Origin of the sequence: Rubripirellula amarantea, from assembly GCF_007859865.1 — a bacterium.
Classification (GTDB): domain Bacteria; phylum Planctomycetota; class Planctomycetia; order Pirellulales; family Pirellulaceae; genus Rubripirellula; species Rubripirellula amarantea.
This window is the reverse complement of record NZ_SJPI01000001.1, coordinates 3,226,214-3,249,895: the sequence shown is the minus strand read 5'-3', so window position 1 is coordinate 3,249,895 and position 23,682 is coordinate 3,226,214. Positions and strand designations below refer to the sequence as shown.

Sequence of the window (23,682 nt, the reverse complement as noted above, 5' to 3'; positions counted from 1 at the left end):
TCGGTCGATCGTAAGTGAAACATAGCCCGTGCGCCTTGACCACAGGTCGTGGCCATCAAAATCAAAAGTCCACGCCAAGTCTACTTGAAGTTCACTCTGCAAACCTTCTTTCTTATCAGAGTCGTGCCCACGTGTGACATCGCCGAATCTAGGCCGACTCGGCTATCCATCTGCCTTGTCAACGAAGCTAGCCGATGGCCGGACGGCAATCCTTCTATTGCCAGGACGCTAACATCATCCCGTTGATGCAAACACTATGACGCTAACGTTTCAGCGCGGCTGCCCGACATCATGGTGGCGCGTGAGCGTTGTGGCACGGCACTTGCTCACGCACTTGCTCACGGACATTCGACGACTTCGGCTCCGGGAGAGCGAGTGTCTTAAACATTTTCCGCATGTGATCGGTGGAACTTCATGTCGGCTCTGATTACCAAAACGAGATCGCCCTCGAAGGCTCGCCGCGCTAGAAAAGCTGGATTGAAGTATGTCAATGACTTCGACGATGGGATCACAAGACGAAGGTGCGGACGTGGTTTCGTCTATCGCCTGCCATCGGGCAAGACGCTTAAGTCGAAAACGCATCGCCAGCGCATCGACAGCCTTGTCATTCCACCTGCTTGGGAAGACGTTTGGATCTGTCCTCATTCCGACGGTCACATCCAGGCGAAAGGAATCGACGAAGCCGGCAGACCGCAATACATCTATCACGACGCTTGGCACGCGATCAGTACTGCCGCAAAATTCGATCGCATGGAACTTTTCTCGGAACTGCTACCGCGAATTCGGCGACGCGTCCGACGAGACCTCCGCGAAGACGGCCTCACACGCGAACGCGTGGCGGCAACGGTCATTCGGATTCTGGACAAAGGTCATATCCGTGTCGGTAACTCACGCTATGCCAAGGAAAACGGATCGCGCGGTGCGACGACGCTAACGGACGATCACGTCGCCGTCGATGGCTTCGTTGTGTCGCTCGATTTCCCAGGAAAAAGTGGGCAGCAACAAAAGGTCGAATTCCGTGATCGTAAAGTCGCGACGGTAATCGAGCAGTGCCAGGAACTCGACGGACAGTTTCTATTCATGTACGAAACCCAATGCGGCGACACGGCTGTCATGCAATCTTCAGACATCAATCAGTACCTCGAAGAAATCTGTGATGCCAAAGTAACAGCGAAGGATTTCCGAACGTGGTGGGGTAGCGTGATTGCCAGTTCCGAGTTGGCGTCGCTTGAACACGAGATGCCCGAAGCCGAACGCAAACGAGCTATCGTAGCGGCCGTGAAGGTTACCGCAGATGAGTTAGGAAATACGCCAGCCGTTTGCCGCAGTAGCTATATCCATCCGGGCGTTCTGGCGTCGGCGTCATCGGGAGAACTGCCAACGCTAATCGAAGCAGTAAGGAAGACCGCTCCCGATTGCGTTGCTGAACTCACCCAAGACGAAATCATGTTCGCTACGTTGCTGCCTCGACTGAGCTTCAGTTAGCCTGGCATGTTCGGTCGTTCTAGCCCTATAAGCGGATCGCGATTGACGACAATTACGTTGATGTCGATGCCGCTTTTTCTTGAGGACGAATCGCGCGAGATTGATCGACCAACGTGTGGCGTATCCCCCACGCAATCCCGATGACCTGCAACGTGGCCCAGCCGATTAAGACAGTCCACCAGTGCGTCACAGCAGCGTCGGTGGATGGTGAGCTGAACCACCCTACCGCCACGCACGTGAATCCTGGAATCGCTGTGGCCACCAATATCAAAGATGTTCGACCAATACTTTTTGCGGACGCGGCCAAGATCAAACCGCTAACGTCGACGAGACAGTAGACGGCGGCAAAGCCGAGCAGGCGTGCCGCTAGAGGTTCGATTTCCGCTCGCTGCATGTCATCGACACCGCCCAGCGAAATCGCCAGAAGTGCCTGGGGAAACACCACCAGCAACCCTGACAAGATCAACGCGAACGATAACCCCAGAAACAAACTTCGAAAGATGACGTGCTTCGCCAACTCCATCCCGCTCTTCGCGTAGGCTTGGCCGGTGATAACCGTGACCGCTGTTGCCAAGCCAATCGCTGGTATCGAGAGCAACTGATAAAGACTCAAGGCCGCCGAGGTTGCCGCCAGTCCGTTGACCGATGCGGCACCAATCGCCATTAGCACAAAGCTAAACAACAGGGATCGGATCAGTTGCTGAATCCCTAGAGCCGAACCGGGAACCATGATCTCGGACATCAGTCGTTTACTCGGCCGCCAAGCCGATAGTCGGTACCGACCAAACGATCGCAATCGAACCAGCAGGACGGCAAACACGCCGACCTTGAACCACATCGAAACTGCCGTCGCTAATGCTGCTCCCAACACTCCCATGGCGGGCACTCCGAGTCCACCAAAGATGATCCAAACATCTAAGACGACGTTCAGCACTGCCGAAGCAATGTTCGCTCGCAAAATTGGACTGGTGATTCGGCGGCCGATGAAGAACGCAGTTAATCCAGCTTCCAACATCGATGCCGGTGCCACTAACAACAACGTTCGAAAGTAGGTCGCTTCCTCTGCCGCCAATTCAGGTGCGTGGCCGACGGCAGTAAAAATAGAACCACTTAGCAAACCGATAACGGCGAAGATCGGAACACAAAACAACGTGATCCAAATCGATTGCCAAAGCAAACTCCACACACGTTGATTCGCGATGCCGCGCCTTCGCTTGGGCCCCATCGCAATGGCCACCAAAGGAGTGATGAATCCCATAGCCGTCACGGGGATACACACAGTTGCCCAGTACAAGTTCCCTGCCGCGATCGATGCTGCGGAAGAAACAGGTTGGTACCACATCAACAGCGTTCGGTCGGTAAAGAGAGTGATCGCAAAACAACCAACGGTGGCGGTGAGTGGAAGCGCAACATTCAACATCGCTCGGTAGCCGAATGTCACGCGATCATCTGAGGGCGAAGTCAATGTCATTAAATCGTTGCATTTCCTTGAGTTAGAAACTTCCGTTTTGCCAGGCCGCAGATTTTGAGCCAATTGGCCCACAAGCTGCTTAGAGACATGAGCAATCTAAGAACTACTTCTTCCACCCATCGTTGGAGATCGCGAAGTGCAACCCTCACCTGTTCAATCATTGGTCGTGGACTCATCACCTCGCCTGTTGAATCAAATCTTTCAATCATTGGCAAAGGTTAGCAACACAATCGCAAAGGCAGAAATGCTAACTCGCGAAACCGGAGTTGCCAGCCCACCCATGGAAGGCATCGGAATCGTATCGACCGAAACTCAAAATTCGATCGAAGCGTAACTCACATCCTCACCCCTGATAAGAGCAAGTTGGAGTCGACGAAATGAAGATTGGGATCATTGGGCACCTGAAGTTCCCAATCGCAAAACCGTTTGCTGGTGGACTGGAAACGTTTACTCATCAATTTGTAAGTCGCTTGGTCTCACGTGGTCATCAGGTGACTCTCTTTGCCGCAGGCGATTCCGATCCTCGACTTCCAGTTCACCCCGTCGTCGCCGCCGGCACGATCCCCGATTCCCAACGTCGTCTAGGTCATTACGACGTCGAGTGGGTGGAGTCCGTTGAGGATGAAGCTTACGCCAACTTGATGGCTAACCTTGCGTCGTCAAACTTTGACGTCATCCACAATCATTCACTCAGCCCCATTCCGTTGCGGTTTGCTTCGACACTTCCGGTTCGGATGCTGACCACGCTTCATGCCCCACCACTTCCTCGGATGGTGGATGAGATTCGAGATCGTGGCCCGTTGGCCTGTGGTGACTTTGTCAACATCTCCGAAGCGAATGCGAACGCTTGGTCGATCGCCCTTCCCCGTCAAACAGTCATTCATAACGGCGTCGACACGGACTTTTGGAAGACCTGCAGCTCAACAAAGACACAACGCGCGATTTGGTTTGGACGGATTCTTTCGGACAAAGGCACGCACTACGCGATCGATGCTGCTCATCGCGCAGGCCTTTCCATCGATGTCGTGGGTCCAATCTCGGATCAACAGTACTTCGATCGCGAAGTTTTCCCAAGACTCCAACCCGGTGATGCATTTTTGGGGCATCGCGATCACGATGAGCTGTGCCAGTTGATCAGCCGATCAGCCGTCGCACTGGTGACTCCGTGTTGGGACGAACCATTCGGCTTGGTTGTCGCAGAAGCTTTGGCCTGTGGAACGCCCGTCGCAGGTTTCGCGCGTGGTGCCCTACCCGAACTAATCACCCAACACGTCGGTCAACTCGCTGCACCGGACAACGTTGATGAATTAGCGCATGCAGTGAAGCGATGCCTGCAACTTAGCGGTGAAGTTTGCCGACGAGTTGCCCAGGAACAGTTCGGGCTACTCAGAATGGTTCGAAACTACGAGCAGCTCTATCAAATAGCACCGACCGAGGTGGCGGCATGATTGCGAAAATTGGTTTCTACGTTCACTATCACGGGCTCGGTCATAAGCATCGCACCGAAGCGATTCTAAAGCACCTTGATTTGCCTGCGACGGTGATCACGAGTCGGATTCATGAGTTGGATTGGGAAGGCCCCACTCTTACATCGGTGGAAGAGATAGCGTGCGACATTGATGATATTCCCGAACGCGGCTTAGCCTATGCGAGCGACGTTCCCTCGTTGCACTATGCACCTCTCTGGACCGACAACATCACTCGGCGAGTTGCGCAATACACCGCATGGTTAGACGACCACAAACCCGACGTGGTCGTCGTCGATGTTTCAGCCGAGATCTCGATGCTGACTCGCTTGGCTTCGATTCCACAAATTGTGATCAGGCAGCATGGCGACCGCAGTGACCCGGCACATTTGGGAGCTTACGCGGCAGCGCATTCTCTCTTAGCGCCCTTCCCGGAACAAATGGAAGATGAGATCACCCCAGAATGGGTCAAACAAAAAACCGTTTACCTCGACGGTTTCTGCCGAGATTCACGGTGCACCCACAGCGCCGAGAAAGTTCCGAACCGAATCGTCGTCATGTTCGGTCGCGGGGGATCGCAGGATGTTCATCGTATTCTTCGCGAGGCGGCGGCGTTGTTGCCCGATCACGAATGGATTGTGATCGGCAAGTCAGACAACGACCAAAGCGACGACACTCCCGACAACTTACAATTTCTTGGCTGGGTAGCCGATCCGCAAAGGTACCTTCAATCGGCGGAAGTCGTGGTGACATCCGCTGGCCACAACAGTGTCATGGAGCTCGGGAATTCACGTTGCCGGTTCGTAGCAATCACCGAAGATCGCCCGTTCGATGAACAACTCCGCAAGACCATGATTTTAGAACGCGAACAGCTTGCCATCGGACTTTCGCGGTGGCCCGAAACATCGCAGTGGCCGACGATCATCGCTCGAGCAAAACAACTCGATCCTAGTCGCTGGGACCGACTGTTTGTTGGCGACGGTGCTCAACAAGCCGCACTGCATATCGAACGGGTCGCTTTGTGGTCTCGATCGCAACGCCGGCAAACCGTGGAAGGAACCTCATGTCAGTTAGTGTCCTAACGATTGTTCGAGGTCGCCAATCGCATCTGGAAAATTTGCTCGCGGGACTTAGCCAATCTCATAGCTCGCCAAATCAGTGGATCGTCGTCGGCATGGACCAAGACGTTGATCTACCGGATCCAATGGGACTCGACATAAGACATTCTCGGATAAACGGCGATGGAAACCGATTGCCACTCGCGGAGGCACGAAACCATGCTGCCGAGCTTTGTCGTTCCGAACGGATGATCTTTCTGGATGTGGATTGCATTCCGTCACCTGACATGATCGAAACCTTTGATACGGCATTGTCCGAGGATCCAAGATTGTGGATGGGGAGTCCTCGCTATCTTCCCGCTGGAGCAACTGACGATACGTGGACGTTAGACGAAATAGCATCCGTCGCCGTTCCACATCCACTTCAACCCGACCTCGCCCACCATCAACGCGAGCCATCCACTCGCTATGAAATGTTTTGGTCGCTTTGCTTCGGTATCACCAAAACAGATTTTGCAACAATGGGCGGCTTCGATCCCTCGTTCGATGGCTACGGCGGCGAGGACACGGACTTTGCCTTTTCTGCTCGTCGATCCGGCATCCCATTCGGCTTCGTGGGTGCATTAGCGTTTCATCAACACCATCCGGTATGCAAACCACCGCTCAATCATTTTCACGAAATCATCAGCAACGCCAAACGATTTCGAGCGAAATGGGGTGAGTGGCCGATGTCGTCTTGGCTGGAATCCTTTCAAACCTTTGGACTTGTTTCGTTCGATCCTTCGCAAGATCGCCTCGAAGCACTCCGCGATCCGAGTGAGAAAGAGATTGAGCAAGCAACGACGCTTGCTCCCGCCGGCTTCTGACCTTATCTGCCTGAAATTTAGCGCCTACAAGACGATATCTCGCACCGAGATCAACTTTTCAGCAGTCGCTATTTCCATGACTAGAAAATGAGTCCCAGGAAGCGTGTCGATACCTACGGTGATTGCGTAGCGGTAACTTGCGAATGATTCCATTGACTCAGAACTCCGTTGCTCTATCTTGTCAGGCCGATGGACACGTGACGTGGCTGTGAGCGGACACAGCTATGCCCGATGTCGATCGATACTATTGATAGCCGGATAATTTCTGATGCAAGCTTTGAAGTGGCTTGGTGTTGAACTAGTAGAAGTAAGCTGGTCCGAAAAATGGGTTTCTGCCATAGGATCTTGCTTCGCGATTTTCTGTGTTTTCACCATTACCCAGTATAGCTTGCCAGCAGCCGCGGCGGCCGGTGTGATTGCATCGATGGGTGCGACTGCCGTGCTATTGTACGCGGTACCCCATGGCCCGCTTTCTCAACCTTGGCCAGTTGTCGGTGGCCACACAATCTCTGCCTTCATCGGAGTAAGTTGCGCCTATGGAGTGAGCGATCCAACGATCGCGACACCACTGGCTGTGGGATTGGCAATCGGCGCGATGTATCAGCTTAAGTGCATTCACCCGCCCGGTGGCGCAACTGCGTTCACCGCGGTCATGGGTGGTACGGCCGTTCACGAACTTGGGTTCTATTTTGTTTTGTATCCCGTGCTGCTGAACACATTGATCATGCTGACCCTAGCGGTTGCGATCAATTACCCGTTTCGCTGGCGTCGTTATCCGGCCTACCTGGTGCAACGGTCGAACCAAACAGCATGGAAGAAATCACATGGCGGAAACGAATTGCACGAGGAAGTATTAGCGGCAATACGATCGCTCGACTCGTTCGTCGATGTCAGCGAAGACGATTTACTATTTCTCGCCAGTACAATCGCCAATCGAGTCAGCCACTCGGATTCGGGCGATTCCGTTTTTGTTCGAACGCGAAGTTCATCGGATCGCTGGATTGAACCAAGTCGCACTGAAATCAATCACTCACCCACATCCTCACGCGGTGCCAATGATGACCTGTGATTGCTCAGGTACCTGAATGCCGGAGCTTGGTGCTCGAATGCTTGATTGTGAGTCGTTCACGGATTCGAGCCTTACAAGTCGTCATCACTGATCTACCGACAAGCTTGTCTCACCAAACCGAGAGATCGTCGTTGATCAGAACCGAATTTTCGAGACGATGATATCGCCAGCGTAGCAACCGCCTTGGTAGCAAAGTTCCTTTCCTCCACCTCCGCCAGCAAATTCTTTTTGTGCGGGACGTACGCTTGGCCATCCCGGTCCATTCGTCGAACCTACAACGTAAAACGATCCCTGCTTGTCGAGGAAGCATGACCGACCATCATCGTAGCTCTTGCCTCCCAAAAAGCTCGCATAGTTCACATGCGAGAAATCAGCGTTAAGCGAGACAATCACTGCGTCGTTCTGTCCGGACTTTTGGCTTTGAATCGCGTCCCCGGTTGTTGGAAAATCGGCTGAAGATGTTGTCCCCGTGAAAAAGACTTCGCCATCGTCATTTGTGTAAACTCCATCGGGACCGTCTGCACCGCTGCCGCCCAGGTAAGTGCAGCACAACAACGCCCCCGTCGGCGAAAACTTTGCCGCGACGATATTGCGTTCGCCTTTCAAACGTGACTGAATAACTCCCGGGGTTACCGGCATATCATTTTGGTCTGATGCATTCACCAAGTACGCGTTCCCTTGTCGGTCAATGGCCAAGTTGTGGGTACTGTTTCCGTACTCGTCACCCGCCCCGCCAAAGTAAGTTCCGTACAACAACCGTGAACCATCGGGACTAAGCTTTGCAATGTAAGCGTCTTTGCCGCCGTTGTGCGAGCGGTCATGGGCTCCCGAAGTAGTAGGCATGTCCGTTGATTCAGTGGTCAAATTCAGAAACACGTTCTTTTCAGAATCAATCCGGATGCCCGTGTTGGGAACTTCTAACCCACTACCGCCCAACCAAGTTGCCCAAACAACACGACGACCGTCGGACGTGATCTTCATCGCCCCGGTATCTGCACCTCCACCGGGACTAGGTTGAAATGAGCTTTCAAACCATGACGCGGGTGGAAGTGGTCCTTTCCCCGAATAGCTGGTTGGTAGATACACGTCACCTTGATCATCAATCGAAATGTCTCGGCAAAGCACACCCACACCCACGTAGGATGCCCACTCAATCGCCGATCCTTCGGGATTGATCTTTGCGACAAATCCATTTTGCATTCCATAGATACCAGCGTCAGCACCCTGAAACGTCGTTTGAAATGCGTTCTCAGTAACGGGAAAACCAGGACCGGCTCGGCCAGCAACGTAGACGTAGCCATCGTGGTCGACCTCCACGGCGTAGGCCCGATCGTAATTCGGACCGCCTAGCAGCGTCGACCAGACCAGTTCTCCCGACTTAGCAAACTTCGACACAATGACGTCGCAGTATCCACCCGATCCAATTTTGTCGCCCGACTTGTCGTGAGCAGTCTGCAAAGCGTTCGACGTTGTGGGAAAGTCACTCGATCGTGTCCCCCCGACGACATAGACAAACCCCGAATCATCAACGAAGACATCTCGCGCGTGCTCCCATTCCGAACCGCCCAACAGGGTCGAAAAAGAAAGCTCAGCCGCGATCAACGGGGAACTCAACAACACAGCGCTGGCTGCGAAGGCAAGGATTCGATTTCGAAACTTCTTCAAGCTAGTTTGCATTTCATTTCTCCGAGTTGCTGCAACCAACACGACCAACCTTTAGCGGGCAATAAGGGAACGCTGGGGAACCTGTTATCGATCCCGCAAACTGCTTTCCAGTGAGTTTAAGCTGTACGACAGCCAGGTTGCTCAGCAGCCACGTTACACAACAACAAGAATGAATACCCAAGGTTCACCCGTGTAGCGAAAGGGTTTTCATTCGTTGGCAACCGCGTGCGTCTTACCAGGGCACCCTGACCGGGGCACCTTGCAAATGGACCTTATCCCCATATCCTACCGTTTCGCCCGGGCGGATTGGTCGCCCTGGGATCCTGACCCTGTTTTGAAACGTCATGAAAGCCGCCACGATCAAACAGTTGAAAGAGGAACTGGGCAAACTCGACCACGACGAGTTGCTTAACGTGTGCATACGATTGGCCAAGTTCAAAGTAGAGAGCAAAGAACTTCTGACGTACTTGCTGCTCAAAGCTGACGACGAGATCGGTTACGCGGACGAACTGTGCGATGAAATCGACCTGCACCTCCATGCGTCTGGACGGATTCACAAAAAGACACTCCGCAAGGTGGTCCGTTGGATGGACAAGTCGTTGCGGTTCTCTGGTGATCGAGAAACAGAGTTACAAGTGCGGATTCACTTTTGCCGAAGAATCAAGGACAAACGCATCAGCTTCGGCGGATGTCGAGTCAGCGAGAACATGTACGCGACGCAATTGAAGAAGATTGATAAAGCGATCGACAAAGTTCATCCTGACTTGCAGTTCGATTACAACCAGCAACTTTCAGGACTTTGACGCCAAGGACAAGTAGACTTTCAATCCGCGAATTCCGTGACAATGAATTTCGTGATTGACCAGTTTTGCCGATGTGACGTGTGTCAAACGGACATCCAACGCGGGGAGCACAAATTGACAAAACGAGAAATCGATCAGAAAGCGGCAATCATGATTGTCATTGAACACCTCGGTGACATTCCGGCCGGCACGAAATGCTCCGCCGTGTTCTTCGACACGGATAAAATTCGGCGAGAAAAAGAGTTCTACGCAAGGTTGTACAGCGAGAACGGTGTGCGAGATCAGGAAATACTTCGAGCGATGGTAGCCGCCAACGTGCCCGACGATCCGTATTGGTTGGTATCCCTAAAACCCGGCGATGACTTGATCGGAGGCGTCACGCGACTGCACCGCGTGGACGACCGAACCGGCAAGTTACTAGCGGAACCAAGCTAGCCGTCACTCAAACCGATGCCTGAAGGAAGCTGCTACAAGTTTTCAGCTCGTGAGGCGAGTCTCGACATTTGCATTCGTGAGAATACTCTTCAAGGACCCAGAGCTTCGTCAATCAGCCAGTAACATGACTCCTGGAGAACTCCCCGTAAGTACTTTCAAACAGCCAGTGAGCGCTTGCCGCTGCATTTCGATTTGGAAACCGAATATTCGACATTTCTCCTTTATGCGTGATTCCACCGCGTTCATTTACCTCACAAGGCTCTTCGCTGCTTGCTAGCCATTTTGCCATTGTGTTAGCGGGGAACCGTGATACGTTGGAACGTTGGCCTGCGCGATACGTGCATTTAGGTGCCGTGTGTGGGTTTCAGTTGTCATTACGATTGAGGCTCCATTTTTCGCAATCCGCTGTTCGCTCGCGTCAAGGATTCTCTTTGGCAGACAGACCGCAGCAGGCCTAGCGGTAGCCCGCAGGAGGCGACCATGGTCGACGGTTATGCCAAGACACCAAGATATGTGTTGAAGGAAGGCTCGTACCCGAGTTGTCCATCTGTCTTACAGACATCTTCGGATAATCATGCCGTGGTCATCTACGGCTTCTCTGATAAACCGGAGTACGATGCATTTCTATCGGGTAGTTCATTAGCATTGACGCCTTATCCGCTAGTGAAGGGATTCTTGAAGAATCAGATTAACGTCGATAGCGGATCTCTAAAACTGGTCGTGCTCGACGCGGGTTCTTCAGCGGAACAGTGCTTGTACGCAGCGACGTTTCAATCCGTGCTGAAGTCGTTCCAAAGTGACTTGGAATGCGTGACCGTCTCGCACCGACTTGTACTTGAAGCGTCCTCGCCCCTTTACCGCATTGAGGCCTTTTCGTTTTTCTCGCCTGCGGAGCCATTGTCATGAGGTGGAACCAAGTCAAAGGAGATTGGGCTACAGTGCAAGAAGGGGTGAAACGAACATGGGGAAGAATCGACGAGACAGACTTGAAAATGATTCACGGCGAACGTGATCTATTCATCCGCGTTCTTGCACAGCGCTATGGTTACGCGGAGCCTGTTGCGGAAAAAAAAGTCGACGCCTTCATTGAACGACTACAACCCGGAAGCAAACGACGACTGAGTCAACTTTGGTTTTCTCGCCTGCTAAAGAAATGCTTGGGGCAAATCCATGTTACCAATCGCCGATAATTCCGATCAGTGGATTGAGGTCATTGGCGGCCCATTCGATGGCTATCGACAACAGTATCTGTCAACAAAAAACCTCTGGCTCCTGATGTCGTATGGCTTGTCACGAATGCCTCCTTGCGACAGCGAGGTCACGGTGATTGCATCAAACCCACTGTGGAAAATTCGCTTACCAGTGTCGCATTGTATGCACTCGACGATGGTTCTCCACTCGCGAATTATCGGTATGCGGGATCGATAGGCCCACGAGCGTTCACCAACGTGATGGCGGAACTTAAGCGTCCCGAATAACACAGGCACTAAATGAAACTAATAGGAAAGCCCATATGAAACGGATGCAAGGAATATCGCTCTCGACGGGGCTCGCTAAAGGCGTTGCGGTGGTGTTGGGGTACGAGTTACAGCGGACGATCACGCTACCGAATCCCGATCAATCGGAGTCGATCTCTAGAGCTCACGTTTCAGTAGAATGCGACCGAATGGACGACGCTCTAGAACGATCAAAACGAGACCTGCAGGATCTTAAAGCTGTTGCATCCGACAACCCTTCCATAGCTTCGGCAATCGAACTGGTTTCTGTCCATGCGGCGATGGCTGGCGAAATCGCGTCGCTAGTGAAAGATCGAATCTCGAATGATCTGGTGGGTGTGGAAGAGGCCTTGAATTCTGTCATCGTACAAACCGCCAACCGACTAACCCAGATCGACAGCGACTATCTTCGCGAGCGAGAAACGGATGTCCGCGACATCGGGCAACGGATGATGCGACACTTACTAGGACTGACGCCAACAAACCTAGCTGACCTCCCCCGTGACGTCATCATTGTTGCTCGTGAACTTGTTCCGTCAGATGCGATTGCGCTGGCTAATTCCGGGCTGATCGGCATAGTGACTCAGATAGGAGGAAACCTGGGTCACACCGCCATCATCGCTCGATCACTTGGCATTCCCGCAGTGTCGGGAATCTCGAATGTCACGCAGCAAATTGCCAGCGGAATGACACTGTTGATCGACGGCGAGATGGGCATCGTTGTCGCAGAGCCTTCAGAGGACCAGAAGTCCGACTTCGATGCTCGGACAGTCCAAGCGAAACGCCTGTCCAACGCAACGGACGCGATGAACACGGGTCCGTGCCATACACACGATGGAATTGAGATAACGCTTTACGGCAACGTCGGGCTGTCTGCCGATCTTGACCAAGTGCTCCGTCGCGGGCTGGCGGGCGTCGGACTGTTCCGAACCGAATTCCTCTATCTGCAATCGAAACGTCGTCCGGATGCCGAGGCCCAACGTCGCCTTTATGCGAAGATGTCAAAGCAGCTCGGCGACCGACCATTAGTCATCCGCACGTTCGACCTGGGCGGGGATAAGCTGCCACCTTTTCTTTCACTCGATGACAACGTGGATTCCTCGAACCTCAGTTTGCGTGGACTGCGATTCTCGCTAGCGGAAAGGCACTTGTTACGCGCACAACTGACCGCCATCATTGCAGTTGCCCAAGAAGCCGACGTGAGGATCTTGTTTCCGATGGTAATCGGCGGCGATGATTTCGCTCGAGCCATCGCGATGGTTGATGAGATCGCCGAAGAGTGCAACGCGCTAAAGCGACCGCAAATTGGTGCCATGATCGAAACTCCCGCGGCATTATTCTGCCTCGACGAGATCTTCGAACTCGCAGACTTTGTCGCTATCGGCACCAACGATCTCACACAGTACTTGTTGGCGGCTGACCGAGAGTTGTCCGCCGAAAGCGAACAGGTGACCGCGATGCACCCGGCAGTCTTGCGAGCAATCCACCAAGTCGTGGTTGCCGCCAGAAGGTGGAATTGTCCCGTGTGTGTGTGTGGTGAGGAAGCTAGCGAGGTCGATTTCGCAGAACTACTAATTGGCCTCGGAGTTCGGGAACTGAGTATCAGTGCTTCGCGGTCAGGAAAACTGAGGGCAGCGATTAGTCGAGTCGACTCGACTGCCGCATGTGCCCTCGCTCAACGAGCACAAGAGTGTCACAGCCCGCAAGAAGTCCGATCTTTATGGTCTGCAGAATGCAGAGGCACTCATCGCGCAGAACCCAAAAGCCGATCGTCGCATGTGGCTAGGACATGCTCATGATCGAAACTCGATCTGAATCGCTACTACTGCGACCTTGCGATGTTTCCCCATCCCGATCGGACCTTGAAGTAGTTGGAGTGTTCAATCCGGCCGTCGCGATAGGTAATAACGGTCTAACGATGTTAGCAAGAGTCGCCGAACGTCCACTCGAATCACGAGCTGATTGGACTCCGCTTCCGCGATGGTCATCCTCTGGGGCCATAGAGGTGGACTGGGTACGCAATCAAGATCTAACGCTTATCGATGCACGCGTTGTTGCGATAAAAGACAGTGGTGATCTACGCCTGACTTCCGTTTCTCATTTGCAAGTCTTACGCTCGTCGAACATCACTGGCGAGTCCTGGGATTTCGTGCGGACGATTCTTCCCGAAGGTCCGTGGGAAGAATATGGCATTGAAGACCCGCGTATTACGAAAATCGACGATACCTACTGGGTTACGTATGTCGCTGTTTCACGATCGGGTGCAGCGACCGCTCTGATGTCCTCGACGGACATGGTGAACTTCCAGCGTCACGGCATCATATTCCCGAGTGAAAACAAAGACGTAGTTCTATTCCCCGAAATGTTCTCCGATGGCTATGCGGCTCTGCACCGTCCAAACCCTCATTCCCGTTTTAAGGCGCCCCAGATTTGGCTAGCCCGTTCACTCGACATGATCCATTGGGGGCGTCACCAACTTGTTCTTAGTGGAATGCACCCTTGGGAAGGCGATCGAGTCGGAAGTGGCACTCCGCCGATTTTGTGCGATGAAGGTTGGCTCACGCTCTACCACGGTAGTACGCGCCCAAACTCCACTGGCACCGTAGGTTGCTATTCAGCAGGCGCTCTCTTGCTCGATCGCGATCAGCCTGGTCGCGTGTTGGCTCGGTCAAGTCAGCCGATCATGCAACCGTCGACCGACTACGAACTTCACGGCTTTGTTCCCAACGTTGTGTTTCCCACAGCAATGTTAGATCGAGACGAAGAGCTCCACGTCTTCTATGGAGCCGCTGATACGTATATCGCCGCAGCTCGTTTCCTCAAGCAATCCGTCCTGGATTCGCTGCAACTAAAAGACTCATGCAAACCAAGACAATGACAACTCCTAATTTATTAAAGATTGCGTTTGTTGGTGACTACTTACCTCGTAAGTGTGGCATCGCAACGTTCACGCACGACCTGCGGATTGCCGTTTCTAAAGAGTCCTGCGCGGAGTGCATCGTGGTTGCGATGGACGACGTCCATGGCGGGTACGCCTATGAAGATGAAGTTCAATTTCAAGTTGACGACCAAGAACTCGAAGAATACCGATCGGCCGCCGATTTCCTAAACTTCAGCAACGTCGATGTCATCTCGTTGCAGCACGAATTTGGCATTTACGGTGGCCCGGGCGGAAGCCACATTCTGGCACTTCTGCAAGATGTACGGATGCCCGTTATCACGACCCTGCACACCGTTTTGTCGGAGCCCAGCCAGACTCAACGCGCTGTGATGATGCAGCTTATACGGCTATCAACAAGGCTGGTGGTGATGACCGAACGATGTCGACAAACGTTGTTCAACACGTACTCAGTCGACGAGGAACAGGTGGACTTAATCGCGCACGGAATCCCGGACGCCCCCGAAACAGATCAAAGTGTTTTAAAAGAACAGTTCGGAGTCGAAAACAAACCCGTCGCGCTCACTTTCGGGTTGCTTTCACCTGGAAAGGGCATCGAACATGTATTGAAAGCAATCCCGGATATCGTCACCAGATTTCCAGAATTTATTTACATCGTCCTCGGTGCGACACACCCCAGCTTGGTTCGCGACCAAGGGGAACGGTATCGGATTAGCCTGGAACGGATGGCCAAGGAACTCGGCGTTTCCAAGCATGTCAGCTTTTACAATCGGTTTGTTGAATTAGAGGAACTGACAGAGTTCATCGGTGCCGCTGATTTATACATCACTCCTTATCTAAACGTTCAACAGGCTGTCTCGGGAACGCTGGCCTATGCGTTCGGTTGTGGCCAAGCAGTAATCTCTACACCTTACTGGCACGCTGAAGAACTGCTCGCTGACGGACGCGGTACGCTTGTCCCATTTGCGGATTCATCCGCGATTGCTCGGGAGGTGATTGGGTTGCTTGACGACGACGATCGGCGGTTGGCGATGCGAAAGCAAGCCTACCAATTAGGTCGCAGCATGACATGGGATCACGTTTCTCAGTTGTACCTTGACTCGTTCAATCGGGCACGAAGTCATCGAACGTCATCGTTAAAACCACTGGCCGTCCGCACGCTCGATGAGCAACCATTGGCGTTGCCGCAGATGCAACTCGACCACTTGCAACACTTGAGTGATTCCACCGGCGTCATTCAGCACGCCAACTACACCATTCCTGATCATGCCCATGGCTATTGCACGGACGACAACGCACGGGCATTGATCCTGACCGTCTTGCTCGAAGAACAAGGCAAGGATTCGGCCGACGTGCGTTCTTTGGCATCACGCTATGCCGCTTTTCTCAACAACGCGTTCAATCGAGACACAGGCCGGTTCCGAAACTTCTTAGGATTTGATCGACAGTGGCTAGAGAACGACGGATCGGACGATTCACAGGGCCGCGCCTTGTGGGCGTTGGGGACGTGCATCGGCCGATCACGCAACGCGGGTTTGGTTGCCTGGGCTCGAGACGTTTTCCATCAAGCGCTTCCAACCTGTGAGCAAACGACCTCACCAAGAACCTGGGCGCTAGGTATCATCGGCATTCATGAGTACTTGCGCCGCTACACCGGTGATCGAATTGCTGCGACAATGAGTCAGCTACTGGCAAGCCGGCTTACTGAAATGTACGAAGCCACTGCAACGGCCGATTGGCCTTGGTTTGAAGTGACCGCGACTTACAACAACGCGAAGCTATCACAGGCACTGATCACACACGGTCACTGGTTCGACGATCATCATGTGGCGGATATTGGGCTGAAGTCATTGCATTGGCTTGCCGAAAAACAGCTTTCGCCGCAAGGCAGGTTCCGTCCAATCGGCTCGAATGGCTTCAGCCGCGAAGGCGTAGTGACCGCGATATTTGACCAACAAGCCATCGAGGCCCATGCGATGGTCTCAGCTTCGATCGAAGCCTTTGCACTCAGCAAAGACAACTTCTGGTCCGAACAAGCTCACTTGGCATTTGATTGGTTCTTAGGCCGCAATGATCTCGGCCAACCAATCTACGATCCATCAACAGGAGGTTGCTTTGACGGCCTGATGGAGAACCAAGTCAACGAAAACCAGGGTGCCGAGTCAACGCTCGCGTTCCTACTCTCACTCGCTGAAATGCGTGGCCTCAATGCTATGATGCGCGTTACCTCCCACCCTACTCACTGAACACACTTGCCAATCAAACGAACCGGAATCGTTCTCTCGCCAAATAAACAACGAGTCGTGTTGCGACCGTTCCAGCCCCCGGGCGATGACCGGGTGTTGCGCGTCATCGGACGCGTCTGCACACTGTCAGAAGCACAGGTCGATCAACAACTTGCTGGCGTTCTAAAAGAGTTCCATGGGCGTCACCAGAGACCCAAAGCCTACTTTGAACGCAGATTCCAACATCTCAAACATCATCTTCTCACCGATACACCGTTAAGCGAAAACCGGCGTCTGCTACTGGGGGCTTACTTCACCCAAGAATACGCTCTGGAATCGGCAGCGTTGTTCAATCCTTCGATCGTATGGCACCCCGACCAATCCAATTTACCTGCGGGCTCCCGGCGATTTGCCATGAGTCTGCGAGCGGTCGGGGAAGGACACATCTCTTCAATTGTATTTCGCAGCGGAACGATCAGCCGAAACTTGAAGATCGACATCGATGAACCAGTGCGGTTTGTCACGACACCGCGATTCGTCCCTGACTCCTGCTACGAGAACGATCTCTTTCGTCGCAAACTCATCGAACTCGGCCTCGGAAATACTTACACATACGAAGTTCTTGCGTCGCTATCTGAAGAATTCACGCTGGAAGAACTTGAAACACGATTGCAGGCTTCGCTGCGTGAACATCGCTCGATTCACAGCGAACTCGCTCCCTTAGTCGATCGCGTCGTGATGTTAGCCAAATCTAATTATGAAATCCAATACACGCCCGATCACGAGTTGTCCGAACGAGTGATTTTCCCATTCAGCCCCACGGAAAGTAACGGGATCGAAGACGCACGATTCGTGCACTTTCAAGACGAAGATGGCGAGAGTCGATACTACGCAACCTACAGCGCTTACGACGGACAACTAGTATTGCCTCAACTATTGGAAACGAAGGACTTCCTTCGTTTCAAGATGCACACCCTCAATGGCCCCGCCGTTGCCAACAAGGGCATGGCATTGTTCCCGCGGAAAATCAATGGTCACTATGCGATGCTAGGCCGCCAGGATGGCGAGCATCTTTTCTTGATGTATTCCGACATGCTCTATTTTTGGCACACTAGCGAGTTGATTATTAAGCCGGCGAAACCTTGGGAATACGTACAAATGGGCAACTGTGGCTCGCCGATCGAAACCGAAGTCGGATGGCTCGTTCTCACTCATGGTGTGGGTCCGATGCGTAAGTACTGCATCGGAGCAATGCTTTTGGATTTAGATGATCCATCTAAAGTCATCGCAAGATTAAGCGAACCTTTGATCACTCCCAATGAAGTCGAGCGAGAAGGTTATGTGCCTAATGTGGTCTACACCTGTGGTTCAATCATTCATCAAGACCATCTCATCATCCCTTACGCGATGTCTGACTACGCGACAACATTTGCCACCATCGAAGTCAAAGACCTGCTGGCTTCTATGACTTAAGTAAACGAGGTCATTCGATTAGTGAGTCGGGGTCTACCGGAGCAGCGTTAGCAGTCCGGTACCGGGCAATCGAAGATTGCTTGCGTCCTGCCGCTGCGTCCATTCATTTGCGGAACGATAACCGATGAAAATACCCCCCCCAATTCCAAACAAGTCTTGCTGGTGGGAATCGGGCGTGATCTACCAGATCTATCCCCGTTCGTTCCAGGACAGCAATGCGGACGGGGTGGGCGACCTTGCCGGTATCGAAAAACGACTGGACTATCTTGTGAGTCTTGGGATCGATGCGATCTGGTTGTCCCCGATCTACCCTTCCCCAATGGCCGATTTCGGCTATGACGTAGCCGACTACCGTGACATTGATCCAATATTCGGTGATCTGGATGAGTTTGATCAGTTGCTAAATGCTGTTCATGCTAGCGGCATCAAACTTCTGCTCGATTTTGTCCCCAATCATTCATCAGATCAACACCCTTGGTTCATCGAGAGCCGATCGTCTCGCAAGAACCCCAAACGAGACTGGTATATTTGGCGTGATCCTTCTTCTAGCGGAGGCCCACCCAATAATTGGATAAGTGATTTCGGAGGCTCATCATGGCAGTGGGACGCGACGACGCAGCAGTACTATTTGCACGCGTTTCTTCCTCAGCAACCCGATCTCAATTGGCGTCACCCCGAATTACGCAAAGCGATGATGGGAGTACTGCGATTTTGGCTGGATCGAGGCGTCGACGGCTTCCGTATGGACGTCCTTTGGCACATCGTCAAAGACGCGAAACTACGAGACAACCCGATCAACCCCCATTGGACACCCGACCGCACTGAGCGAGATCGACTCATTCAGTTGCACTCGACTGATCAACAGGAAGCTCATGAGATTGCCGCAGAGTTCCGAGCCTTGGCTGACAGCTATGGCGACCGAGTTTTGATCGGCGAGATCAGTTTGCCGAACGATCGTCTCGCTCGCTGGTTTGGAACCGCAGATCGTCCTCAGGTGCATCTTCCGGTCAATTTCCAGATAATCGAAAACGATTGGAATGCAGCGTCCCTATGCCGATTGATTACAAACTACGAAGCATCACTTCCCGCATTCGGATGGCCCAACTGGGTCATTGGCAATCATGATGCACCTCGCATTGCGGCGCGGGTTGGCAATGCTCAAGCCAGAGTTGCAGCCATGCTGTTGTTAACCCTTCGCGGTACTCCGACGCTCTACCAAGGCGACGAGATTGGCATCGGTGACGTGCATATCCCTCTTGATCGAGTTCGAGACCCTCAGGATCTGCAGCAACCCAAACTCGGAATCGGTCGCGATCGTTCCCGCACGCCCATGCCGTGGGACCGTTCAGCACACGCCGGGTTTAGCACGGCCGAACCTTGGCTTCCGCTAGGCAACGATTGGCGTGAACGGAATGTTGCGGTACAAGGCCAAGATCCTCGATCGCTTCTCACCCTGTACCGAACATTGCTTTCGCTCCGGCGAAGCTACCCGGCATTGGCAATCGGCGCATTGCTGCGAGTTGAATCGTCCGGTGACGTGCTTTCCTTTGTGCGACAGCATGACAATCAGCAACTGCTAATTGTTCTGAATCTTGGCGACCAAACCCAGACTCTGCCAACGCCCAAAGATACTGTCATTGGCAAATTACTGTGTTCGACGACGACACCTCGGCCACTCAATGGAACGCTCGCGCCGAACGAAGGCCTTGTCCTGCAACTAAGAAAGTAGTCCTAGAATGCGAATTGCAATGTTGGCCCCCATTGCGTGGCGAACTCCACCGAGAGCTTACGGACCATGGGAACTTGTTACGAGTCTGTTGACCGAGGCGCTGGTGAAGCGAGGCGTGGACGTGACCCTCTTCGCAACGCTTGATAGTGAAACATCCGGAACGCTCGACGGAGTGGTTCCGGCACCCTATGGCGACGACGCTTCCATCGACGCGAAAGTCTGGGAGTTCCGACACCTCGCGCACCTGTTTGAACAAGCAGACCAATTTGATTTAATACATAACCAAGCGGACTTCCCTGCCCACGCCTTTGCCCGACTAATAGACACACCGATCGTCACAACGATTCATGGCTTTTCATCGGATCGTATTCTGCCGATGTATCTCGAATACCAGGACGTGGTTCACTTCATCGCGATCAGCGATTCCGATCGCCACCCCAGCTTGCGATACGCGGCCACCATTCATCACGGGATTCTCATCAGCGACTTCCCATTCAATCCGAAGCTTGGTGATGACTTGCTTTTCTTTGGTCGAATTCACCCCGACAAGGGTGCTGCGGAAGCGATCGCGGTTGCACGTCGCAGCGGACGACATCTCCACATGTATGGTATCGTGCAGGACCGCCAGTACTATCAATCGCATGTAGAGCCTGCGAACGACGGTGTGCACATGACTTACCATGGCGCAGTGGGTGGAACACAAAGACTTGATGCGCTGGGCAATGCCAGGGCCCTTTTGCACCTGATCAACTTCGACGAACCCTTTGGGCTCTCCGTCATTGAGGCGATGGCGTGCGGAACTCCCGTCATAGCATCACGACGCGGATCAATGCCAGAGTTGATCGAGCATGGTGTCACCGGATTTCTAGTCGATAGCATGGAAGAAGCGGAAGAAGCGATCGAACGAATCGACGAGATCGATCGCTCCGCCGTTCGCCGTGCTGTCGAAAAACGGTTCTCAATTGACAGGATGGCCGAAGCCTACTTGACCGCCTATCGACACATCCTTAACCGATAGAGTTCACCAAGCGGCGGCGGAGTCCCAGCAACAACGTCGAAGGCGAAACAGAAATGTCGTCGGTGCTGAACTGGGTTCCCTCTGACTGAACGATCGCAACGCCCAAACGAATCCGCTGAATCCCCTACCCGATTCGTGAGAGACGGGAACTGAGCTACGTGACTAAAAACACTCTCCAGTCGGCTTGTAGACATAACACAACGATTGCAAAGTAAATTTCAGCAAATCAAATGCCTTACGTTGCGTTCGCGTTGCCGTTGTCCTCGATCGTTTAAAAATGCCGCCACAACACCTATCTTGGAGAACGTCACTTGACCGTTTCATTCAGCAATTCGCTTTCTTTAACCGCGTTGGCATTCATTTGAAACGCCGGAGTAAGTGTCCTGAATGTGCAACGTGAGCACGCAGCTAGAACAGGATGTGAAGATGCTTATCCGCAAGGTCTACTTGCCCTTCTTGCCGGGAAGAGGTCGCCGATCGTCGGCGGCTTGTCGGTTTAACACCCAAGTTTTCTAGGTTTTCTTCGTAAGACCGCTTGGATTAGTGGAGTGTAGTTGCATGAAAGACAAAACTGCGGACAAACACGAGACATTCCTGGCGCTGTTCACCGAGAACGAAGCGGCGATTCGGGCATTCGTTCGTCGCATGGTTCCGACTCGTCAGGATACTTCCGATGTCATGCAGGGGGTCGCACTCGTGCTATGGCGAAAGTTCGATGAACTCGAGGATCTCGATGGATTTCGCAAATGGGCCTTTCGCGTGGCGCGTTACGAAGCACTCGGATGGCTGCGAGATACCGGTCGTGATCGACATGTGCTTTCCGTTGATGTGATCAAGGTGGTAGTCGACGAGTCCGCTCACAATGAAGCAAAACTCGCCGCCCAGCGAGATGCACTCGATGGCTGCCTTGAAAAGCTACCAACTCCCCATCGACAACTTGTCCTAGCGGCTTATGCACCTCAGGCCGATATGCAGCAGGTTGCAAAACAAAGCGGTCGAACGGTGAATGCGTTCTACCAATGGTTGCATCGGATTCGTTTGCAGTTGGTTGAATGCACACGACGAACTCTTCAATTGGAGGGGTTGTCGTGAGTCGCCCATCCGAAAGGCAAATGCTAATTGCCGACTACGCTAGCGGAACTATCGATGCAGAATCGTTGCAAAGACTTGAATCAGCTCTTCGCTCGGACGCGCATTTCCGACGCAATTTCGTCGAGTACATGAATGTAGACTCGGCAATCTCTGACGTCGCAGCGATTTCAGATTCGGAATTCGATGCGATGAGTTCTGAGCACTTGGCATCCGCTAACAGCGTCGTGATGCGACAATCGTCGTTGAAAACGACTAGCTTGATGATTGCGATCGCCGCTGCTGCGCTCTTGATCGTCGGCCTCTTCTGGTTTAAGTCAGTTACCGGCTCCGGCGCGTCGGCCGCAACCATACCGCTTGAAGTAGTTTCACTGGATTCAGTTCAATGGGTGGATTTCGATTCCGACATCAAAACTGGCGATTGGATCGCGCTAAATCGGATTCAGTTGACGTCCGGTGCAATCCAAGTTCGATTGGAAAGCGGCATCGCCCTTGATTTATCTGGTCCTATGGATGCAACTTTTGAATCTCCGATGCGTCTGCGAATTGCCCGAGGACGAGTCAACGCGGACATTGGTGAATCGGGGCACGGCTTTACGATCGTTACCGATCACGGCGAAATCGTCGACCTTGGCACTCGGTTTGGCGTCGATGTCAAAGGAGACGAAGCAAGTCTCGCGGTCTTCGACGGCAAGGTGAAAGTTAAATCTGATGGCAATGCTAGCGCGCGAGGTCCGCTCAACGTCTTGGAAGGCGAAGGCGTCCGACTTCGCAAAGGTCAACAACCGCGTCGACTGTCTGCCGTTTGGTTGTCGCAAGAAAAACTCGGGCTATCTGCGAGCGACACCTCCTCGATCGTCGTCGATGTATCGGACAATGCAGACACCGATGGGTTCCACCGATTCTATGGAATCATTGCCGGCGGCATGCGTGACGGGACCATCGCCTATACAACACACGCGTCAACTCCTCGTCGCGACGTGGTTTGGCAAGCGGCAAAAGGCGAAGATTTCCCTTCCGAATTGATCAACGCAGATGTCGTATGCCCTTTCCATATCGACCGGCGAGAACAGTCGCTGACCATTTCGTTGCAACTTGCCGGACCAGCCGACATCTACGTCATGCAAGATCAACGCAGAAAGCCCTCGGCTTGGTTAAAGGAAAATTTCCGTAAGACAGAACTCAAACTACGCAGCGGGCCTTGGCGTCCAGTGAGCCCTCTAGCTCACGGCATCGAGCCCGACAGCGAAGGCGGCATCTATGTTCCTTACTCAGTGTGGACTAGGCGTGTCGATGCAGCCGGTATCGTTGAACTTGGTCCGCCGCAAGCGGATGGCGACCGCGCCAACAATGCGATGTTCGGCATTGCGGTCAAAAGAACCACCGGCAATCAATAGTTTTAAAACATCAAGATTCTCCAAACCTTACCCCGCAT

Annotated in this window: 20 protein-coding genes; 17 read left to right on the top strand and 3 right to left on the bottom strand. The window is 53.0% G+C overall.

Translation table 11 applies throughout. The annotated features are described in order from the left end of the window. Positions 1 to 414 precede the first annotated feature (414 nt). Entirely contained in the window at positions 415 to 1,485 is a 1,071-nt protein-coding gene (locus Pla22_RS11925) for a DNA topoisomerase IB (protein WP_146514813.1), read from the top strand. 52 nt (positions 1,486 to 1,537) lie between these two features. On the opposite strand, the gene Pla22_RS11920 is transcribed toward Pla22_RS11925, so the two are convergent. Further along, positions 1,538 to 2,956, bottom strand: a complete 1,419-nt coding sequence (locus Pla22_RS11920; RefSeq protein ID WP_146514812.1) for an MATE family efflux transporter — start codon at positions 2,954 to 2,956, stop codon at positions 1,538 to 1,540. Between the two features lie 136 nt (positions 2,957 to 3,092). Here Pla22_RS11920 and Pla22_RS11915 point away from each other — a divergent pair, with 136 nt between their 5' ends. The 4 genes from Pla22_RS11915 to Pla22_RS11900 are packed head-to-tail and all read left to right on the top strand — an operon-like array spanning position 3,093 to position 6,346. Then, positions 3,093 to 3,290, top strand: a complete 198-nt coding sequence (locus Pla22_RS11915) for a hypothetical protein (RefSeq protein WP_146514811.1) — start codon at positions 3,093 to 3,095, stop codon at positions 3,288 to 3,290. 43 nt (positions 3,291 to 3,333) lie between these two features. Continuing rightward, on the top strand, positions 3,334 to 4,404 hold the full coding sequence (locus tag Pla22_RS11910) for a glycosyltransferase family 4 protein (protein WP_146514810.1): 1,071 nt from the start codon (positions 3,334 to 3,336) through the stop codon (positions 4,402 to 4,404). Then, positions 4,401 to 5,504 (top strand): glycosyl transferase family 28 protein, encoded by a 1,104-nt coding sequence (locus Pla22_RS11905; RefSeq protein ID WP_146514809.1) that lies wholly within the window; start codon positions 4,401 to 4,403, stop codon positions 5,502 to 5,504. The genes Pla22_RS11910 and Pla22_RS11905 overlap by 4 nt, the downstream gene beginning before the upstream one ends. After that, positions 5,486 to 6,346, top strand: a complete 861-nt coding sequence (locus Pla22_RS11900) for a glycosyltransferase family 2 protein (protein ID WP_146514808.1) — start codon at positions 5,486 to 5,488, stop codon at positions 6,344 to 6,346. Before Pla22_RS11905 ends, Pla22_RS11900 begins: the two co-directional genes overlap by 19 nt. Positions 6,347 to 6,370: 24 nt before the next feature. Here Pla22_RS11900 and Pla22_RS25845 read toward each other — a convergent pair whose 3' ends face one another. Beyond that, the gene (locus Pla22_RS25845; protein ID WP_261343138.1) at positions 6,371 to 6,499 is read right to left on the bottom strand and encodes a hypothetical protein; all 129 of its coding nucleotides are present in this window, start codon (positions 6,497 to 6,499) and stop codon (positions 6,371 to 6,373) included. 115 nt (positions 6,500 to 6,614) lie between these two features. On the opposite strand from Pla22_RS25845, the gene Pla22_RS11895 reads away from it, so the two are divergent. Further along, entirely contained in the window at positions 6,615 to 7,415 is an 801-nt protein-coding gene (locus tag Pla22_RS11895) for an HPP family protein (RefSeq protein WP_146514807.1), read from the top strand. Positions 7,416 to 7,550: 135 nt separating this feature from the next. Here the strand turns inward: Pla22_RS11895 and Pla22_RS11890 are convergent, their stop codons facing one another. Beyond that, complete coding sequence (locus Pla22_RS11890) at positions 7,551 to 9,092, bottom strand: SBBP repeat-containing protein (protein WP_146514806.1); 1,542 nt, start codon at positions 9,090 to 9,092, stop codon at positions 7,551 to 7,553. Between the two features lie 332 nt (positions 9,093 to 9,424). Between Pla22_RS11890 and Pla22_RS11885 the strand changes: the two genes are divergently transcribed. From Pla22_RS11885 to Pla22_RS11835, 11 genes are all read left to right on the top strand, one after another. Beyond that, positions 9,425 to 9,883: a hypothetical protein gene (locus Pla22_RS11885; protein WP_146514805.1), complete on the top strand. Its 459-nt coding sequence runs from the start codon at positions 9,425 to 9,427 to the stop codon at positions 9,881 to 9,883. Between the two features lie 150 nt (positions 9,884 to 10,033). Beyond that, positions 10,034 to 10,318 (top strand): hypothetical protein, encoded by a 285-nt coding sequence (locus tag Pla22_RS11880; protein ID WP_242632049.1) that lies wholly within the window; start codon positions 10,034 to 10,036, stop codon positions 10,316 to 10,318. Positions 10,319 to 10,798: 480 nt separating this feature from the next. Next, the gene (locus Pla22_RS11875; protein WP_165440614.1) at positions 10,799 to 11,224 is read left to right on the top strand and encodes a hypothetical protein; all 426 of its coding nucleotides are present in this window, start codon (positions 10,799 to 10,801) and stop codon (positions 11,222 to 11,224) included. Positions 11,225 to 11,831: 607 nt separating this feature from the next. Further along, on the top strand, positions 11,832 to 13,613 hold the full coding sequence (gene ptsP / locus Pla22_RS11870) for a phosphoenolpyruvate--protein phosphotransferase (RefSeq protein ID WP_146514803.1): 1,782 nt from the start codon (positions 11,832 to 11,834) through the stop codon (positions 13,611 to 13,613). Further along, on the top strand, positions 13,610 to 14,692 hold the full coding sequence (locus tag Pla22_RS11865; protein WP_146514802.1) for a glycoside hydrolase family 130 protein: 1,083 nt from the start codon (positions 13,610 to 13,612) through the stop codon (positions 14,690 to 14,692). The genes ptsP and Pla22_RS11865 overlap by 4 nt, the downstream gene beginning before the upstream one ends. Continuing rightward, positions 14,689 to 16,959, top strand: a complete 2,271-nt coding sequence (locus Pla22_RS11860; RefSeq protein ID WP_146514801.1) for a glycosyltransferase family 4 protein — start codon at positions 14,689 to 14,691, stop codon at positions 16,957 to 16,959. Before Pla22_RS11865 ends, Pla22_RS11860 begins: the two co-directional genes overlap by 4 nt. 6 nt (positions 16,960 to 16,965) lie before the next feature. Continuing rightward, positions 16,966 to 18,411 (top strand): glycoside hydrolase family 130 protein, encoded by a 1,446-nt coding sequence (locus tag Pla22_RS11855; RefSeq protein WP_146514800.1) that lies wholly within the window; start codon positions 16,966 to 16,968, stop codon positions 18,409 to 18,411. Between the two features lie 124 nt (positions 18,412 to 18,535). Further along, the gene (locus tag Pla22_RS11850; RefSeq protein ID WP_146514799.1) at positions 18,536 to 20,140 is read left to right on the top strand and encodes an alpha-amylase family glycosyl hydrolase; all 1,605 of its coding nucleotides are present in this window, start codon (positions 18,536 to 18,538) and stop codon (positions 20,138 to 20,140) included. Positions 20,141 to 20,159: 19 nt separating this feature from the next. Continuing rightward, positions 20,160 to 21,158 (top strand): glycosyltransferase family 4 protein, encoded by a 999-nt coding sequence (locus Pla22_RS11845; RefSeq protein WP_242631956.1) that lies wholly within the window; start codon positions 20,160 to 20,162, stop codon positions 21,156 to 21,158. Between the two features lie 558 nt (positions 21,159 to 21,716). Next, complete coding sequence (locus Pla22_RS11840; RefSeq protein ID WP_146514797.1) at positions 21,717 to 22,250, top strand: sigma-70 family RNA polymerase sigma factor; 534 nt, start codon at positions 21,717 to 21,719, stop codon at positions 22,248 to 22,250. Beyond that, the gene (locus tag Pla22_RS11835) at positions 22,247 to 23,644 is read left to right on the top strand and encodes a FecR domain-containing protein (protein ID WP_165440613.1); all 1,398 of its coding nucleotides are present in this window, start codon (positions 22,247 to 22,249) and stop codon (positions 23,642 to 23,644) included. The genes Pla22_RS11840 and Pla22_RS11835 overlap by 4 nt, the downstream gene beginning before the upstream one ends. Positions 23,645 to 23,682 lie beyond the last annotated feature (38 nt).

Excerpts from the sequence above, each read along its gene's own strand:
- Pla22_RS11925 (WP_146514813.1), top strand. The coding sequence starts at position 415 with ATGTCGGCTCTGATTACCAAAACGAGATCGCCCTCGAAGGCTCGCCGC.
- Pla22_RS11920 (WP_146514812.1), bottom strand. The coding sequence starts at position 2,956 with ATGACATTGACTTCGCCCTCAGATGATCGCGTGACATTCGGCTACCGA.
- Pla22_RS11910 (WP_146514810.1), top strand. The coding sequence starts at position 3,334 with ATGAAGATTGGGATCATTGGGCACCTGAAGTTCCCAATCGCAAAACCG.
- Pla22_RS11905 (WP_146514809.1), top strand. The coding sequence starts at position 4,401 with ATGATTGCGAAAATTGGTTTCTACGTTCACTATCACGGGCTCGGTCAT.
- Pla22_RS11900 (WP_146514808.1), top strand. The coding sequence starts at position 5,486 with ATGTCAGTTAGTGTCCTAACGATTGTTCGAGGTCGCCAATCGCATCTG.
- Pla22_RS25845 (WP_261343138.1), bottom strand. The coding sequence starts at position 6,499 with ATGGAATCATTCGCAAGTTACCGCTACGCAATCACCGTAGGTATCGAC.
- Pla22_RS11895 (WP_146514807.1), top strand. The coding sequence starts at position 6,615 with ATGCAAGCTTTGAAGTGGCTTGGTGTTGAACTAGTAGAAGTAAGCTGG.
- Pla22_RS11890 (WP_146514806.1), bottom strand. The coding sequence starts at position 9,092 with ATGCAAACTAGCTTGAAGAAGTTTCGAAATCGAATCCTTGCCTTCGCA.
- Pla22_RS11885 (WP_146514805.1), top strand. The coding sequence starts at position 9,425 with ATGAAAGCCGCCACGATCAAACAGTTGAAAGAGGAACTGGGCAAACTC.
- Pla22_RS11880 (WP_242632049.1), top strand. The coding sequence starts at position 10,034 with ATGATTGTCATTGAACACCTCGGTGACATTCCGGCCGGCACGAAATGC.
- Pla22_RS11875 (WP_165440614.1), top strand. The coding sequence starts at position 10,799 with ATGGTCGACGGTTATGCCAAGACACCAAGATATGTGTTGAAGGAAGGC.
- ptsP (WP_146514803.1), top strand. The coding sequence starts at position 11,832 with ATGAAACGGATGCAAGGAATATCGCTCTCGACGGGGCTCGCTAAAGGC.
- Pla22_RS11865 (WP_146514802.1), top strand. The coding sequence starts at position 13,610 with ATGATCGAAACTCGATCTGAATCGCTACTACTGCGACCTTGCGATGTT.
- Pla22_RS11860 (WP_146514801.1), top strand. The coding sequence starts at position 14,689 with ATGACAACTCCTAATTTATTAAAGATTGCGTTTGTTGGTGACTACTTA.
- Pla22_RS11850 (WP_146514799.1), top strand. The coding sequence starts at position 18,536 with ATGAAAATACCCCCCCCAATTCCAAACAAGTCTTGCTGGTGGGAATCG.
- Pla22_RS11845 (WP_242631956.1), top strand. The coding sequence starts at position 20,160 with ATGTTGGCCCCCATTGCGTGGCGAACTCCACCGAGAGCTTACGGACCA.
- Pla22_RS11840 (WP_146514797.1), top strand. The coding sequence starts at position 21,717 with ATGAAAGACAAAACTGCGGACAAACACGAGACATTCCTGGCGCTGTTC.